Here is a 16,089-nt window from a genome sequence, read left to right as displayed (position 1 = left end):
ACTCGCCCGCACGCCTCCTCGCTCCGGCCCGGCGATGACGCTACCTTGCGTGCGTCAGCGCCGGGCCGTCCCGGCAGATCAGGGTCCCCGACGGCGCGGACCGCACCCCTCAAGTCAGGAGAACTCCCTTGGACTGGCTGAAGTACGCCGGCGACGACCCGGTGCACAAACTGCTTCTCATGCTGATCGCGATCGTGCTCTTCGTGGTGCTGATGGCGATCATCCTCTTCGTCGTCGACCGGCCGCGGAACCCGCCGCGCTGGTTCGTCGGGTTCGGCTTCACCGGCATCGCCCTGCTGCTCCTGCTGGCGGGCCTGGTCTACCCGGCGCTGAGCACGATCTGGACGTCGTTCCTGCGCCGTAACTCCGGCGACTTCGTCGGTCTCGACAACTACGTGCGGGCGTTCACCGAGCCGCAGTTCCTCATCGTGCTGGGAAACACGGCACTGTGGGTTCTCGTGGCACCACTCGTCGCCACCTTCCTCGGTCTCGTCTATGCCTATCTCGTGGACCGCAGCCGGTTCGAGAAGATTGCCAAGGGCCTCGTCTTCCTGCCGATGGCGATCTCCATGGTGGGCGCCTCGATCATCTGGAAGTTCGTCTACGAGTTCAAGCCTCAGGGTGTCGAGCAGACGGGCGTGCTGAACCAGTTCATGGTGTGGCTCGGCGGCGAGCCGCAGCAGTGGCTGCTGAGCAGGCCGCTGAACACCTTCCTCATCATGGTCGTGTTCGTCTGGATCCAGACGGGCTTCGCCATGACCCTGCTCTCGGCGTCGATCAAGGCGATCCCGACCGACATCACGGAGGCCGCGCGGCTGGACGGCGTGAGCGGGTTCGGCATGTTCTGGCGCATCACGATCCCGAGCATCCGGCCAGCTCTGATCGTCGTCCTCACCACCATCGCCATGACCACGCTCAAGACGTTCGACATCGTCCGGACCATGACGGCCGGGCAGTTCGACACGTCGATCGTGGCCCTCGAGTTCTACGACCAGGGCTTCCGGCAGAACGACGCCGGCATGGCCGCGGCGCTGGCCGTCCTGCTGTTCGTCATCGTCGTGCCGGTGGTCGTGTACAACGTGCGCCAGCAGCGCAAGGTGGAGGAGATCCGATGACCACGACCACGCCGCAGATGCCGACACCCCAGCCCGTCCGGCCGGCGTCGTCGGGTCTGAACGAACGCGCGCGCAAGGCGCGCAAGGCTCTCAGCAACCCCTGGGCCAGCACTCTCGCGATCGTGATCGCGATCATCTGGACCGTGCCGACCGTGGGGCTGCTCGTCACGTCGTTCCGTCCGGAGCTGGACATCCGCACGAGCGGGTGGTGGACGGTCTTCGGGGACGCTTTCTCGGGCGAGGGCGTGTTCTCGCTGCGGAACTACGAGACAGCGCTGTTCGGCAGCTCGACCAACATGATCGACTTCTTCGTGAACTCGTTCGTGGTCACGCTGCCCGCGGTGTTCATCCCGATCACCATCGCGCTGCTGGCCGCGTACGGCTTCGCGTGGATCGACTTCAAGGGACGCGACATCCTTTTCATCGCGGTGTTCGCCCTGCAGATCGTGCCGATCCAGATCACGCTGGTGCCGCTGCTGTCGGCGTACGTGGACTTCAACATCAACGGCACCTTCTGGACCATCTGGCTGTCGCACTCGATCTTCGCGCTGCCGCTGGCGATCTTCCTGCTGCACAACTTCATGAAGGACGTGCCGAGGTCGCTCGTCGAGGCGGCGCGGGTCGACGGCGCCGGGCACGTGAAGATCTTCTTCCAGGTGATGCTGCCACTGCTCACGCCGGCGATCGCCGCGTTCGGCATCTTCCAGTTCCTGTGGGTGTGGAACGACCTGCTGGTCGCCCTGGTCATGGGTGACCTGCGCACCTTCCCGCTCACGGTGCGCATCGCGGAGCTGGCGGGTTCGCGCGGCGGCGACTGGCACGTGCTGTCGGCGGGTGCGTTCATCTCGATGGTGGTGCCGGTGATCGTGTTCCTGGCCCTGCAGCGCTACTTCGTGCGCGGGATGCTCGCGGGGGCGGTCAAGGGCTGAGATCTTCGCGCCCGGCTGCGGCCCGGGACCGGAGGCTGATCACTCCGGTCCCGGGCCGCTTCGCGTGGACGCGACGGTGAGCGCCCCGTTGAGGCCGGCGCCAGGCCGGGGGCCGTAGAGCGTGAACTGGACGTGTTTCCGTACTACTCCGTTCCTTCCCGGCGGAGCAGGCTTTCCTTGATGCCCAGGCCGTAGCGGAATCCGCCCAGCGTGCCGTCCGTGCGCAGGACGCGGTGGCACGGCACGAACAGTGCCGCCGCGTTCATCGCGCAGGCCCCCGCCGCGGCGCGCACCGCGGACGGCCGGCCGGTCCGGACCGCGTACTCCGTGTAGGTGAGCCGCTCACCAGGAGCGACGTCGCGCAGTACGTCCCACGCGTGCGCGCGGTACTCCCCGCTCGCCTGGCGGACGGGTACGCGCGAGGGGGCGTGATGGTCGCCGTCGTAGTAGGCCCTGACGGCCTCGGCGGCATCGGCCAGGACGCCGGTGCCCGGTGGGGTGCCTTCCGCGGGGGCGGGGGCGGGGACAAGAGAGCGATGGATCAGGGCGACGAGGTCGTCGACGCGTTCGGTCCAGCCGGAGGCCAGCAGGGCGTCGTCGGACGCGACGAGGGTGAACGGGCCGTCCGGGGTGGCGATGGTGGTGGTGTGCACGAGGAGCGTCCTTCGGTGTGGCGGGTGAGGTGTCGGGTGCGAGGGTGGGTGTGCTGCCGTGCGGGCCGTCAGGAGGCACGCCGCCAGAGATGCATCGCGGCATACGAGCGCCACGGAGCCCAGGCCGAGCCGCGGGCGGCGAGCTCGCGGAACTGCCGCGCACGCGGCGCCTCGCCGTCGAGCAGGCCCAGCGTGCGCGCGCCCGCCAGCAGTGCGACGTCGCCGTCCATGAGGATGTCCGGGTCCCCGAGCACCCGCAGCGCCACGTAGCCGGCCGTCCAGGGGCCGATCCCGGGGCGTTCCACGAGACGACGCCGTAGTTCGGTGGGGTCGTCCCCGACGCTGACGGCGAGATCACCGGTGTCGAGCGCGCGCATGGTCGTCTCGATGGTGCCGATGTTGCGGGCCGGGAGCCGCAGGTGGTGGCGTGCGCCGTCGGCCACCTGCTCCGGGGTGGGGAACAACCGCGAGAGGCCGGGGATGCCCGACGCGTACGGCATGCCGACGGCGCCGGCGAGCCGGGACAGGTGCGTGCGCGCGGCGGCGACGCTGATCTGCTGCCCGACGATCGCCCGCACCAGCAGCTCGGCGGCGTCCACCGCGCCGGGCACGCGGATCCCGGGCGCCGCGGCGACGCCCGCCGCGAGGGCGGGGTCGGCCGCCAGCGCGCGGTCCACGGCCACCGGGTCGGCGTCCAGGTCCAGGAGCCGCCGGATGCGGGTCACGGCGACGGGAACATCGGCGAGTCGCGACACCTCGACCGTGACGCCCACGGACGCGGTGCGGTCGGCGGCCGAGGGATCGGAGCGGTCCGGCTCGCGGTAGCGCACCTCGAAGGCGCCCGGACCGTGCGGAAGCGTCAGGGTCCGGGCGTAGCGGAGATCGGGACCGGCGAGATCCGCCGACTCCACGCCGTCGATCGCGCGAGCGGCCAGGAACGCGAGCACTCCCCGTGCGTCGAACGGCAGCCGCACGGGAAGGCTGAGCCGGAGCAGCTGCCGGTCGGTCGGCCGGCCCTCGGCGTCGTTCTCGCCGGTCTCGCCGGCGTCGACCGGGGCGAGGGGAACGCGGGCCATGGTCGTGCGGGGGGCCGCGCCGTTGCCTCGGCGCCGCGCCCGCGCCCGGATCTCCGACGGCGTGGCCGCGAAGATCTCGACGATCGTGTCGTTGAACTGGCGGATCGAGCCGAAGCCGGCTGCGAACGCGACGTCGGCCAGCCGCAGATCCGTCTCGCTCAGCAACGCCCGCGCCGTCTGGGCGCGCTGCGCGCGCGCCAGCGCCAGCGGGCCGGCGCCCAGCTCCCCGGCGAGCAGGCGGCTGATCTGCCGCACCGAGTAGCCGAGACGTACGGCCAGGCCGTCGACGCCCTCGCGGTCCACCACGCCGTCGGCGATCAGCCGCATCGCCCGCCCTGCCAGGTCCTGGCGCAGGTTCCACTCGGGTGTGCCGGGCGTGGCCTCGGGGAGGCAGCGCTTGCACGCCCGGAACCCGGCGTCGTGCGCGGCGGCGCTGGTCAGGTAGAACGTGACGTTCGCCGGCTTCGGCGTGCGCGCCGGGCACGACGGCCGGCAGTAGATCCCGGTGGTCCGGACGGCCGTGAAGAACTGCCCGTCGAACCGCATGTCGCGCGCCGCGATCGCGCGGTACCGCTCGGCGAAGAGCGGACCGTCCGGCGCGTCGCGCCCGGCCGCTGAATCGTGGACGACGTCGGTCATGCGTCCCATCGTGCGCCGCCCTCCCGGCCGAAGGCTAGCGGAAATCGGACGCGACGACGGGCCGCCGTCGCACCGCGTCGCCAGGGGCCGTGTGGGGAACACCGGGTGAGGAGCGGACCCGCTCCTGGGGAGACCCTGGGAAGATTCCGGGCGGAGCGCGACAAACTCGCGTTCGTTCGCAAGGGCTCCGCCACCCTGGCCGCATGACCGAGACCTGGGGTCCCTGGCATGACATCGCGCACCGCCTCGAGGACACGCGGAGGTGTCCCGCATGCGGGATGGGCCTCGACAGTCCCGTGTGCCGCAGGTGTGGCCTCGACCTGAGCGTCGCGCGCGCCCACGACGTGCGGCGGCTGTCGCTCGATGCCGCCCAGGTGCTGCGGCGGCGTGCCGAGGTGATCGCCGAGATGCGCACGGCTCAGGCAGCAGCGCGGAACCGGAACCTCGCATCCGGTCGCGGGGGCGCCGCGGTGGCGAACCCGCCGGCACCGGCCGCGCGGTCCGGCGGTGCGGCCCCCGACACGCCGGCCGCTGCGGTCCCCGTTCCGCCCGCCCCCGCCCGCCGCACCGCTCCCTCCGCTCCCTCCGGGCCCCCGGTGAAGCCGGACCGCCCGCGCCGAGGGCGCGACATCTCCCTGCAGCCGATCCTCGCGGGTGCGGGGGCGACCCTGCTCGCCGTCGCGGCGGTGGTCTTCGTCTTCTTCACGTTCGGCGACAACCTGGCGCTGCGCGCCGTGGTCACCGGAATCGTCACCGTGGCCGCCGCCACCGTCGCGGGACTGCTGCGCCGGGGTGGCCTCCGGACGACCAGCGAGGCCGTCGCCGCTCTTGCCGCCGTCCTGTGCTGGGTCGATGTCGAGCTGGCGATGCAGGCCGGGCTGCTCGGCGGGCTCGAACCGCCGCTGGCACGCGCCGTCGTCCTGGCCCTCCTGGCGCCGGCGTTCATCGTGGTCGGGCACCGGCTGCGCGTGCGGACCTGGGTGTCGGCGGGCCTGGTCGCGGCATTGGCGGTACCGCCGTCGGCGGCCGCCGGAATGCCGGCCTCGGCGTGGTCGTCCTGGTGGTGGGTCGCCGCATGGGTGCTGGTCGCGTTCGTGGCGTGGGCGGCGATGCGCGCCCTGGCGATGTTCGCCCGGGGGGACGGTGACGGCGTCCGGTTCACCGTCGAGTCGCGCGCCCTGCGCGTGGTCCGCGCGGCGGGCGTCCCGGCCGCGCTCCTGGCGTCGGTCGCCGCGTCGGCGGGGCCGGTCGTGACGCCGCTGTCCGCGTGGGGCGCGACCGCGGTGCTCTGGTGCGCCGTCGTCGCGGTGGCGCTGCTGGGCGGGCTGCTGCTGCGGGTCCGCTCCTGGGTGACCGCCGCCGCGCTCGGGTCGCCCGTGGTTCCGCCGCTGGTCGCCGCCGGCCTGCCCGTGTCGGAATGGACCGCGTGGTGGTGGACGTGCGGTTTCGTCGGGGTCGCCCTCGCCGCCTTCGCGGCCGCGAGCGGGCTGCCCACGATGGCCCGGCGCCTGGGCGACGACCTCGGGCGGCCCTTCACGGCGGAGGCTCGTCTGCTGCGGGTGGCCCGCGGCCTGGGCTTCCCGCTGGCTCTCCTGGCCTCGTGCTTCGCGGTCGAGATCCCACCGCTCGACGGCTGGGGGACGACGGCGGTGCTCTGGTCCGCCGTCGTGGCCGCCGCGCTCGGCGGCGGCTACGCGCTCCGCGTCCGGTCGTGGGCCTCGGCCGCCGTGCTGGCGGCCCCGGCGGTACCGCTCCTCGTCGTGGGCGGCACGGACGTGACGGCCTGGTCGGCCTGGTGGTGGACGTGCGCAGGCGTGGCGACGGCGTTCGTCGCGCTGGCCGCGATGCGCGGGCTGCCCGCGATCGCCCGGCGCCTCGGCGACCGGCTCGGCCGCCCGTTCACGCGGGAGTCGGGCGTGCTCCGGGTGGTCCGGAGCCTGGGTTTCCCGCTGGTGCTGGTGGTCTCGTGCTTCGCGGCCGAGCTCCCGATGCTCTCGGCGACGGGCGCGACGGCGGTGCTCTGGAGCTCGGTGACCGCGGTCGCCCTCCTCGCCGGGGTGTGGCTCCGGGTGCGCTCGTGGATCTCCACCGGCCTGGTCGCGGTCCTGCCGGTGCCGATCCTCGGGGAGCTGGCGTTCCTGGGCGACGTGGCGGGCAGTTCCTGGCGCTGGGTCGGCGAGTTCCTCCTGGTGGCGCTCCTGGCCTGGGCGGGCTACCGCGCCGTCGGACCGCTCGCGGGGCGGCTGGGGGTGCGGGAGTCCGCCACGACGTTCCGGGGAGAGCTCTTCTTCCTGCGACTGGTCCGAGGCACCGGAGTCCCTCTGGCGCTCGTGGCCGCGGCCGTGCTGCCGCCGGCCGAGGCGTTCGGGCTGCCGTACGACGCCGTGTTCGGGGAGAACTTCGCCGCCCGCTCGGCGCTGCTGTGGGTGGTGGTCGTCCTGTTCGGCGCCCTCGCCGGGCACTGGCTGCGCGTCCGCTCCTGGATGTCGGCCGCGGTGCTCGCCGCACCGCTGCTGCCCCTGTGGGCCGCGTGGGCGTTGGCCCTCGAGGTCGAGAGCCCATGGCTGGTGCCCCTCGCCTGCCTGGTGGCGGCGGTCATGACGGTGCTGCCCCGGGCGGCCGACGCCGTCTCCGGACCGAGGCTCGGAACCCGGTTCGCGCCCGAGAGGCGAGTGCTCGACGCGGGCGCCGCGATAGCCGTGGTGGCCGCTGTGACCGGCTCCGTCGACGTCCAGTCGCCGGACCTGCTTCCCGGGCGGGGAGGAATGGCAGTCCTCGTCGCGCTGGCAGCCGTGACCGCCGCCGTGCTCCGGCGCGTCACGCACCACCGGGCATGGCTGTACGCGGGCGGAGCCCTCGCGACCGCCTCCGGTGCCCTGCTCGGCTGGGCGCCCGGCGACCCGGCCGTGGGCTGGGTGCCTCTCGGGGCCGCCTGCGCCTGGATCGTGCTGGCGGTGCTGACCGCGCCGCGCCTGCTCCAGGTGGCCCGGCTGGGATCCGTCCGCCACGCGCTCGCCCCCGGGACCCGACACGACCTGCTGCGCAGCGGTTGGGCCGTCGCGGTGGCCGCGGCCGTGCCCGCGGCGATCTTCGTCCTGGGTCGCGTGCTGGACGTGTGGGCCGTCGCCGCGTCGGCCCCGCGGACCGACTGGTTCGTGCCCGCGGGCAGCGTCGTCGGCCCGGTGTTCGACGTCGGCCCCACCGCCGGCGCCGGTTCGGGGCTTCCCGCCTGGGCGGGCCTGGGAACGGTCGCCCTGGCGCTCGTCACGCTGCTCGCGGCGCGGCTCGTACCCGGCGACGACACGTCCGCCCCCGAGCGGTCCACCGCGCCGTTCCTCGTGCTGCTCGCGGTGGTCGGACTCGTGCTGCACCCGTGGCTCCCCGCCACGGCCGCGCTCACCCTCCTGGCGGTGCTCGGCCTCGTGCTCGTCGCGGCGACAGCTCGCCCGCCGGTCACCTGGCCCCGCCTCCGCCCCACCGTGGAAGCGGTCCGGAACACCGGCGGCGCGCTGGCTCGCGCGGCGGGAAGCCTGCGCCTGATCGGCGGGCGTCCGGTCACCTCCGCCGAGTACCGCCGCGCGCGGCACGCCGCCGTCACCGGCGCCGTCCTCGTGATCGTCCTGCTGGGCGCGTACTCGTGGATCTCCCGCCCCACCGCGGCCGCCGGCGCCCTCGCCGTCAGCGCCCTCGTCCTGTCGCTGCGCGCCACCCTGCCGCGGCCCGCCCACCCCTGGCTGGTCGGCGCCGGGTACCTGTATCCGCTGGTGGTGCTGGGCGTGGTGCTCGCCTGGCTCGACCTCTCGCTCGTCGCCGCGGTCTGCACCGTCTCCGCGGCCGCGTCGCTCGTGACGATCCTGGTCACCCTGGCCACCCGCACCTCGCGGAACGAGTGGTACGCGGTGCTCGGCGTGACCGCGGCCCCGTTCCTGGCGGGCGTGGTCACCGTCGTGTTCGAACGCACGTGGTGGTCGGCGGGCGCCGCGGCCGCGATGCTCGCGCTCGAACTGGTGCTGCTCCTCACCGCCCGGGCGGGGCTGCCGGTGCCCGTGCGCGCCGGATCGGCGTTCCTGCTGCTCCCGACGGCATCGGTGATGATCACCAGCGCCGGCGCGATGCTGTTCGAGGTCTCCGGATCGCCGTACGTGCTCCCGACCGCCGCCACGTTCGTCGCGGCGGTCGCCGCCGGCGCGGCACGGATCGCCGAGCGGATCGACCTCCGGGTGCCCGACGCCGGCGGCCCCCGCGGCCCGGGGATCGCCCGCACGATCCGCGGCATGCTGGAACGCTCCGCACTGCTCACCGGATCGATCGTGATCCTCCTCGCGTACCTGCGCCCGGCCGCCGGACCCGACATCGCCGTCGCCGTCCTGCTCATCCTCGCGGCGGGCGCGACACTCGTCGCCCGCGAGCCGGGGCGCGGGCGGGTCTGGCCGCTCGCCGGGGCGCTGTTGCTCGCGGCCCTGTGGACGGCGCTCGCGTCGAGCGGGGTCCGGCTGGTGGAGGCGTACACGCTGCCGCCCGCGGCCGGCGCCGTCGTGGTCGGCGTCCTGGCCGCCCGGCGGCTGCGGAACGGCGGCAAGGAGCCGGGCTCCACCCCGGCGCGTGCCGTGCGGAACGCCTGGGCGCTCGCCGGCGCGGGCGCCGCGCTCGCCGTCGTGCCGAGCTTCATCGCCTATCTGACCAGGCCCGACGCCGGTGACTGGCGCGCGTACGCGCTCGTGGCCGTCGCCTTCGTCGCACTCGGTGCCGCCCTCCTGGCCGGGCGCTGGGCGTGGGCGCGCGTCGCGCGGCTGGGTCTGACCGGAGTCGCCGCGTTCACGTCGCTCGCCGGCGTGCTCGAGTCGTGGCGGGTGGCGCCGATGCCGGGTGCCTGGCCGGGCGACCGCGGGGTGCGGTCGCCGGATGCCGGGCAGGCCTCGTCGTACGCCTCCGGCCGGATCGGGGAGCCGTTCACCGGCATCCCCGCCGCGACGGATCTCGCGTTCGTCGCCGGGCTGTCCTGGGCGGCGGCCGCGGTGGCGGTGCTGGCGCTGAGCGTGCTGGTGGTGCGGCCGGCGGCGGGGCCCCGGCTGACCGGACTGCTGCGGCGCCACGGGTTCGTGCCCGCGCTCGTGCTGGGCACCGTGTCCGTGCTGGTGCACATGGAGCCCGCCTGGGGCGCGGTGATCACGTTGCTGGTGCTCGAGCTCGCCCTGCTCGTGGGGCTCGTGCTCGGTGTCCGCAGGCTGGTGGCGCGCCGGGCGATGGGCGCGGCGCCGTGGCTGGTCTGGGTGTGTGCCGCGCTCGTCGCGATCGCGGCGTGGTCACCGCGCGAACTGCGGGTCGAGGCGTTCTCCGCGCCGCTGGGCGCGGCGCTCGTCCTCGCGGGCGGGTTGGCGCTGCGCGACCGGCTGCGGCGGGAGCCCGCGACCCCGCCGCGGCTCGGGGCGTGGCCGGTCGGCTTCGCCGGTTCGTGGCGGACGCTCGCCCTCGGCCTGCTCGCGCTCGTGGGTCCGTCGGTGCTGTCCACAGCCACCGACCCGCTCACCCTTCGCGCCTGCGGCGTGGTGTTCGTCGCGCTGATGGCGGTGCTGGCGGGGTCGCGGCTGCGCCTCTCGGCGCCGTTCTGGCTCGGCGGCGTCACCCTGGGCGTGGAGGTCCTGGTGGTGTTCGCGAAGCTCGGCGTGGGCGTCTCACCGCTGCCGTGGATCCTGACACTGGTCCCGGCGGCGATCGTGCTGCTGATCATCGCGACCCTCGACGAACGCCGCACGGCGGCGTCGGGCGGCACGGCGGCCTACCTCCGCGACCTCCGCTGACGGGCCGCTGACGGGCCCAGCCGTCAGAAGCGGGAGTCCAGCCAGTTCGTGACGGTCTTGAGGTACTGCTCGCGTGCCGGGGCAGGGGACAGGGCGAGGTCGTGGGCGCCGCCGGGGATGATCTCGACCTGCACGTCCTCGCCGAGCCTCGGCGCGCGGCTCCACATGTGCCGCACATTGAGCACGGAGTCCGTGGTGGTGTTCTCCTCGCGTGTGCGGCCCGGCGACGTCCGGTCCGACGTCGCCACCAGGACCGGTACGTCCAGCGACAGTCCTCTGGCGAGCCGGGCGTGGGCGCGGCGCACCGAGTTGAGCCAGCCGGCCCGTACCGGGAACGCCGCGTCGGGCTTCCACCGCAGGTCGAAGGCCCACTCGCCGTCGTGGTCACGGTGCATGGCGGTCGCGTAGTCACCGCCCAGCGCGCTGACCCGGGCCCGCGGCGCGGCGACGCCGATCCCGCGCAGCAGCCGCGTAGTGACCACGCGGTCGAACCAGCCGCGGTTCAGATCGACCCACGGCGAGTTGAGCACGAGGCCGGCGACGGCGCCGGGCCGCGCGGACGCCCACAGCGAGGCGATGAGGCCGCCGGTGGAGTGTCCCAGGAGCACGATCCGGTCGTGCCCCTCCTCGCGGACGGCCCGCGTGGCGGCGTCCAGGTCGGCGGCGTGCGCGTGGATCGGGGGGACGTTCGTCGGGTCGTCGCCCTCGCGCAACGAGCGCCCGTATCCTCGCAGGTCGACGGCGTAGAACGGGTATCCGGCCGCGGCCAGGTGCTCGGCGACATGGGCCTGGAAGAAGTAGTCGACGAAGCCGTGCACGTACAGCACGGCGGGCCTGGTCGTGTCGGTGCGGGTGGAGGCCGTGTACCGGACGAGCGTCACCGGCCGGTCGTCGCCGGGCACGGTCAGCGCCCGGGATTCGTAGCCGGCACCGAGGACGTCGGGGGACCAGGTACTCATCGGGCGGCTCCGTTGCGCGAGGACGAGAGGGCTGCCGTGATTGTAGTCGTCGCCGGCAGACGGCCACCAGGCGTGGGGTGGCAGGCGCCGGGAGGCGCGCCGTCAGCCACGCGGCGGGATGCTGGGCGGGCGGTGCGGGTCCGTCGGGGTGACGTGGTGCTGCGGATGGCCCGGCTGGGCGTAGCCCTGCGGCGGATAGGGCTGACCGTACGGCGCCGGCCCGCCCGGGGGCGCGGCGTCGTCCCTCTTGCGGACGCGGAGCGCCTGCCAGACGACGATCGCCAGGAGCAGCAGGATCACGAGGCCGCCGACGCCGAGCACGGCGACCAGCCAGTCGGGGACCCCCGATGTCGTGGTGCCGGCCGGGGCGGTCGTGCCGGCGTCCGGCGTCGGGGAGGGCACGGCCGGGTCGACGGCGGCGCCGCGCGCGTGGATCTCGTACGGCGCGCCCAGCGGCGGGTCCCAGTGCACGCGGTTCCCGCTGATCACGCCGTTCGACTCGGTGACCGGTCCGGGGAACGAGATGTCGACGGCGAAGTCGATGTCGTCGAGCGACGCCTGACCGTTCAGCCCGAGCCCTTCGGCGGTGAGGTCGAGCGTGCCGGTCACCACGTACTCGTCGCCCTCGCGCACGACGTTCACCGGCAGGCTCGTGGCCTCACCGATCTGCTGGGTGTTGACCTCGCCGTACACGTAGCGCTCGCCGGTGTAGCCGTCCGCGGCCCAGTCCTCGACACGGACCGCGGTGTCGGCGGGGTCGTTGCCCCGCACCATGGTGTCGATGAAGTCCTCGGCGGACCGGCCGGTGTTCTCCAGCACCTGGTCCTCGACGCCGAGGACCAGGCTGGGCCGGGCGACGTCGTCGGGCGCCAGTTCCAGTTCCAGGCCCATGCGCACGCACCCGGACAGCGCGAGCGTGAGCACGACGGCGGCAGCCGCGGCGAGGCGGCGCACGGTTCTCGGGCGACGGGTCACGCGGGCCAGTGTGCCGCAGGACGGCACGCCGCCCAAGACCGGCCCCCGCCGCGGTTCAGTCGGACGTCGAGGAGGAGCTCGCGGTGTCGGCGGCCGATCCGGTGCCGCTGCTGTCGGCCGGGCTCGTGGTGCCGGAGGCGGTAGCCGTGCCGGTCGGCGTCGGCGTCGGCGTGCCGGCCGGGCTGGGCGTGTCGGCCGGGCCGGAGGTGCCGCCCTCGTCGTCGGCACCAGGCGTCGCGTCGTCGTCGGATGCCGCGTCGTCGTCGGATGCCGCGTCCGCGGGGGCGGCCGCCGCGGCCGTGCCGGCTGCCGAGTTCCTGCGGCCGGCACGCCTGCCGAGGAGGATCCCGACCACCACGAGAACGGCCGCACCCAGCGCGGCTCCCACGCCGATCGTGAGGTTCCGGATGAGCGCCTCGCGCTCGGCCGCGGCCTTGGCCTCCGCCTCGGCGCGGGCGATCTCGTCGAGTTCCTCCTGCGTCAGGGCGCTCGCGCGGGCCTCGACCGCCAGCGGGGCGCCACCGGTGGACTCCCAGGTCACCGTGGTGCCGTCGAGTTCGCCGTTGGTGTAGGAGACGGGCCCGGGGAAGGTGATCGCGACCTCGTAGCGCATCGCCTCGAACATGGCGTCGAGCTCCGGGACACCCGAGTCGCCGACCTCGTCGAGCTCGCCCTCCTCGACGATCTCGCCTTCCACCACGAACTCGTCGTCCTCGCGCTCGACCGTGATGTCGAGGGTGTTCTCGAGATCGCGCAACGGGGTGTCCTCGAAGGTGGCCGTGAAACCGGAGTAGCCGTCCTCCGCGTAGGGCGTCGTCTCGTACTCGGAGGCGTCGACGGAACCCTCCGTCATCCCGGCGAGGAATTCCTCCGGTGGCACGTCCATCTGCTGGAGGATCTCGTCGGAGAAGGCGATGACGACATCGCCCGAGAAGGTGTCGTCGCCGTGGAGCGCGACGTCGGCGTCGAGTTTGACGCAGCCGGTCAGGGCAAGGGTCGCCGCGATGGCCGTGGCGCCGATCGTGGTCCGGAGTACGTGGTTCACGCGCCGAAGTTTGCCTGACATAACGTGCTCGGCCGGGCGATATCAGTCCTTGTGGCCGGATTGTGACCGGAGTTCACCCTCTCGCGCCGTTCGATGCCGCCCGCCGGGTCGCGTCCCGGACCGCAAGTTGAGCGGAATAGACTCAACTTTGAGATAGTTGAATCGGACGCGGCCGATCGGGCCGCGGCACCCGGCCCACGGCGGCGAACAGGCGAATGGCGGACGGAGGACCCATGGAGACGAAGTTCACGACGAGGTCGCAGGAGGCGATCGGCGACGCCCTGCAAACGGCGTCCGCCGCGGGCAACCCACAGCTCGAACCCGTCCACCTGCTCGCGGCGCTCCTGGCGCAGCAGGGCGGCGTCGCCGTCGGCCTGCTCGAAGCCGTCGGAGCGGACCCGGCCGCCGTCGGGCAGCGGGTACGCGCCGCCCTCGTCGCACTGCCGCAGGTCAGCGGGCAGAGCACGGCGCAGCCGGGCGCGAGCCGCACCATGGCGACCGCACTCGACCTCGCGGGCAAGGAGGCCCAGGCGCTCGGCGACGACTACGTCTCCACCGAGCATCTGCTCATCGGCATCGCCGCGAGCCGGTCACCGGCCGCGCAACTGCTGTCCGACGCCGGAGCGAGCGCGGACGCCCTGCGCGCCGCGCTGCCCGCCGTCCGCGGCTCCGGCCGCGTCACCAGCCCCAACCCCGAGGGCACCTACAAGGCGCTCGAGCAGTACGGCACCGATCTCACGCAGCGCGCCCGCGACGGCGCCCTCGACCCGGTGATCGGGCGCGACTCCGAGATCCGCCGCGTCATCCAGGTCCTGAGCCGCCGCACCAAGAACAACCCCGTGCTGATCGGCGAGCCCGGCGTCGGCAAGACCGCCGTCGTCGAAGGGCTGGCGCAGCGGATCGTCGACGGCGACGTGCCCGAGTCCCTCAAGGGCAAGCGCCTCGTCGCCCTCGACCTGGCCGGCATGGTCGCCGGTGCCAAGTACCGCGGGGAGTTCGAGGAACGGCTCAAGGCCGTCCTCGAGGAGATCACCGCGTCCGACGGCGAGGTCGTGACCTTCATCGACGAACTGCACACGGTCGTGGGCGCCGGGGCCGGCGGCGAGGGTGCCATGGACGCGAGCAACATGCTCAAGCCCATGCTCGCCCGCGGTGAGCTCCGGATGGTCGGGGCCACCACCCTCGACGAGTACCGCGAGCACGTCGAGAAGGACCCCGCCCTGGAGCGGCGGTTCCAGCAGGTGTTCGTCGGCGAGCCGTCCGTCGAGGACACCGTCGCGATCCTGCGCGGCCTCAAGGAGCGCTACGAGGCGCACCACAAGGTCACCATCGCCGACAACGCGCTCGTGGCCGCCGCCGCGCTCTCCGACCGGTACATCACCGGCCGCCAGCTCCCCGACAAGGCGATCGACCTGGTCGACGAGGCCGCCTCGCGCCTGCGCATGGAGCTCGACTCCTCGCCGGTCGAGATCGACGAGCTGCAGCGCGCCGTGACCCGCCTGGAGATGGAGGAGGTCGTGCTCTCGGAGTCCGAGGACGCCGCCTCCCGCGACCGGCTCGAGAAACTGCGCGCCGACCTCGCCGACAAGCGCGAGGCGCTCGCTTCCCTCACCGCGCGGTGGGAGGCCGAGAAGTCGGGCCGGAACCTCGTCGGCGACCTGCGGGCCAAGCTCGACCAGCTGCGCACCGACGCGGACCGCGCGGAGCGCGAAGGCCGCTACGAGGACGCCGGCCGCCTCCGGTTCGGCGAGATGCCGGTCGTGGAGAGGCAGATCGCGGAGGCCGAGGCCGTGGAGGCCTCGGAGACCGCCGAGGAGGCCGCCCACACCGAGACGCCGCTCGTCGCGGACAAGGTGTCCGCCGACGAGATCGCCGAGGTCGTCTCCGCGTGGACCGGCATCCCCGCCGGCCGGCTCCTCCAGGGCGAGCAGGAGAAGCTCCTGCACATGGAGGAGGTGCTCGGCGCACGGCTGATCGGCCAGCGGTCCGCCGTCGCAGCGGTGTCCGACGCCGTCCGGCGCTCGCGGGCGGGCGTCGCCGATCCGGACCGCCCCACGGGCTCGTTCCTGTTCCTCGGGCCCACCGGGGTGGGCAAGACCGAGCTGGCCAAGTCGCTCGCGGACTTCCTGTTCGACGACGAGCGCGCCATGGTGCGCATCGACATGTCGGAATACGGGGAGAAGCACTCGGTCGCGCGCCTCGTCGGGGCGCCCCCGGGATACGTCGGGTACGAGGAGGGCGGTCAGCTCACCGAGGCGGTCCGGCGTCGTCCCTACTCCGTCGTGCTCCTGGACGAGGTGGAGAAGGCCCATCCCGAGGTCTTCGACATCCTGCTCCAGGTGCTCGACGACGGACGCCTGACCGACGGGCAGGGCCGCACCGTGGACTTCCGGTCCACGATCCTGGTGCTGACCTCGAACCTCGGGTCGCAGTTCCTGGTGGACCCGACGCTCGACGCGGCGGCGAAGCGGGAGTCCGTCATGACGGCGGTCCGGGCCGCGTTCAAGCCCGAGTTCCTCAACCGGCTGGACGACGTCGTCGTCTTCGACGCGCTCACCCTCGACGAGCTCGGTCGCATCGTGGACCTGCAGGTCGAGGCCCTGACGAAGCGGCTCGCCGACCGCCGGATCCTCCTGGAGGTCTCCCCGGCCGCTCGCGAGTGGCTGGCGCTCGAGGGCTACGACCCGGCCTACGGGGCGCGCCCATTGCGCCGGCTGGTGCAGCGTGAGATCGGTGACCAGCTGGCCAAGCGCCTGCTGGCAGGGGACGTCACGGACGGCGACACCATCGTCGTCGACCGCGTCGAGGCCGCGGGCGGCCTCACCCTCACGACGGCTCCGGTCCCGGCCTGAGCGGGCCGGCCGGGCCGCCGGCCGGCACCATCGCCGGCCGGCGGCCCC

Annotated in this window: 9 protein-coding genes; 4 read left to right on the top strand and 5 right to left on the bottom strand. The window is 73.8% G+C overall.

Features of this window, described 5'->3' with window-relative positions; genetic code table 11:
• The first annotated feature begins 128 nt into the window (after window positions 1-128).
• Together EDD34_RS19615 and EDD34_RS19610 are read left to right on the top strand one after the other, a co-directional pair.
• Window positions 129-1,115: a carbohydrate ABC transporter permease gene (locus EDD34_RS19615; protein WP_425462368.1), complete on the top strand. Its 987-nt coding sequence runs from the start codon at window positions 129-131 to the stop codon at window positions 1,113-1,115.
• Window positions 1,112-2,044, top strand: a complete 933-nt coding sequence (locus tag EDD34_RS19610) for a carbohydrate ABC transporter permease (protein ID WP_123816057.1) — start codon at window positions 1,112-1,114, stop codon at window positions 2,042-2,044. Before EDD34_RS19615 ends, EDD34_RS19610 begins: the two co-directional genes overlap by 4 nt.
• A 143-nt stretch (window positions 2,045-2,187) precedes the next feature.
• On the opposite strand, the gene EDD34_RS19605 is transcribed toward EDD34_RS19610, so the two are convergent.
• Together EDD34_RS19605 and EDD34_RS19600 are read right to left on the bottom strand one after the other, a co-directional pair.
• The gene (locus tag EDD34_RS19605) at window positions 2,188-2,697 is read right to left on the bottom strand and encodes a methylated-DNA--[protein]-cysteine S-methyltransferase (protein ID WP_123816056.1); all 510 of its coding nucleotides are present in this window, start codon (window positions 2,695-2,697) and stop codon (window positions 2,188-2,190) included.
• A gap of 68 nt (window positions 2,698-2,765) precedes the next feature.
• A complete protein-coding gene (locus tag EDD34_RS19600; protein ID WP_211341643.1) occupies window positions 2,766-4,412 on the bottom strand; it encodes an AlkA N-terminal domain-containing protein in 1,647 nt (548 codons plus the stop codon).
• A 203-nt stretch (window positions 4,413-4,615) separates the two neighbouring features.
• Here EDD34_RS19600 and EDD34_RS19595 point away from each other — a divergent pair, with 203 nt between their 5' ends.
• Window positions 4,616-10,210, top strand: coding sequence for an SCO7613 C-terminal domain-containing membrane protein (locus EDD34_RS19595; protein WP_123816054.1), 5,595 nt, complete (start codon window positions 4,616-4,618; stop codon window positions 10,208-10,210).
• Between the two features lie 23 nt (window positions 10,211-10,233).
• Here EDD34_RS19595 and EDD34_RS19590 read toward each other — a convergent pair whose 3' ends face one another.
• The 3 genes from EDD34_RS19590 to EDD34_RS19580 all read right to left on the bottom strand — a co-directional run bounded on the left by EDD34_RS19590 (window position 10,234) and on the right by EDD34_RS19580 (window position 13,189).
• Complete coding sequence (locus tag EDD34_RS19590; protein WP_123816053.1) at window positions 10,234-11,169, bottom strand: alpha/beta hydrolase; 936 nt, start codon at window positions 11,167-11,169, stop codon at window positions 10,234-10,236.
• A 102-nt stretch (window positions 11,170-11,271) separates the two neighbouring features.
• The gene (locus EDD34_RS19585) at window positions 11,272-12,144 is read right to left on the bottom strand and encodes an LppM family (lipo)protein (protein WP_123816052.1); all 873 of its coding nucleotides are present in this window, start codon (window positions 12,142-12,144) and stop codon (window positions 11,272-11,274) included.
• A gap of 55 nt (window positions 12,145-12,199) precedes the next feature.
• Window positions 12,200-13,189, bottom strand: coding sequence for an LppM family (lipo)protein (locus EDD34_RS19580; RefSeq protein WP_123816051.1), 990 nt, complete (start codon window positions 13,187-13,189; stop codon window positions 12,200-12,202).
• Window positions 13,190-13,422: 233 nt separating this feature from the next.
• Here EDD34_RS19580 and clpB point away from each other — a divergent pair, with 233 nt between their 5' ends.
• Window positions 13,423-16,041: an ATP-dependent chaperone ClpB gene (gene clpB, locus EDD34_RS19575; protein WP_123816050.1), complete on the top strand. Its 2,619-nt coding sequence runs from the start codon at window positions 13,423-13,425 to the stop codon at window positions 16,039-16,041.
• Window positions 16,042-16,089 lie beyond the last annotated feature (48 nt).

It is taken from the genome of Myceligenerans xiligouense (assembly GCF_003814695.1).
GTDB classification, from domain to species: Bacteria; Actinomycetota; Actinomycetes; order Actinomycetales; family Cellulomonadaceae; genus Myceligenerans; species Myceligenerans xiligouense.
This window is presented reverse-complemented; position numbering and strand designations above follow the sequence as displayed.

What these genes read in the sequence shown, in the direction of transcription:
- clpB (WP_123816050.1), top strand. Translation starts at nt 13,423, where the DNA reads ATGGAGACGAAGTTCACGACGAGGTCGCAGGAGGCGATCGGCGACGCC.
- EDD34_RS19590 (WP_123816053.1), bottom strand. Translation starts at nt 11,169, where the DNA reads ATGAGTACCTGGTCCCCCGACGTCCTCGGTGCCGGCTACGAATCCCGG.
- EDD34_RS19610 (WP_123816057.1), top strand. Translation starts at nt 1,112, where the DNA reads ATGACCACGACCACGCCGCAGATGCCGACACCCCAGCCCGTCCGGCCG.
- EDD34_RS19595 (WP_123816054.1), top strand. Translation starts at nt 4,616, where the DNA reads ATGACCGAGACCTGGGGTCCCTGGCATGACATCGCGCACCGCCTCGAG.
- EDD34_RS19600 (WP_211341643.1), bottom strand. Translation starts at nt 4,412, where the DNA reads ATGACCGACGTCGTCCACGATTCAGCGGCCGGGCGCGACGCGCCGGAC.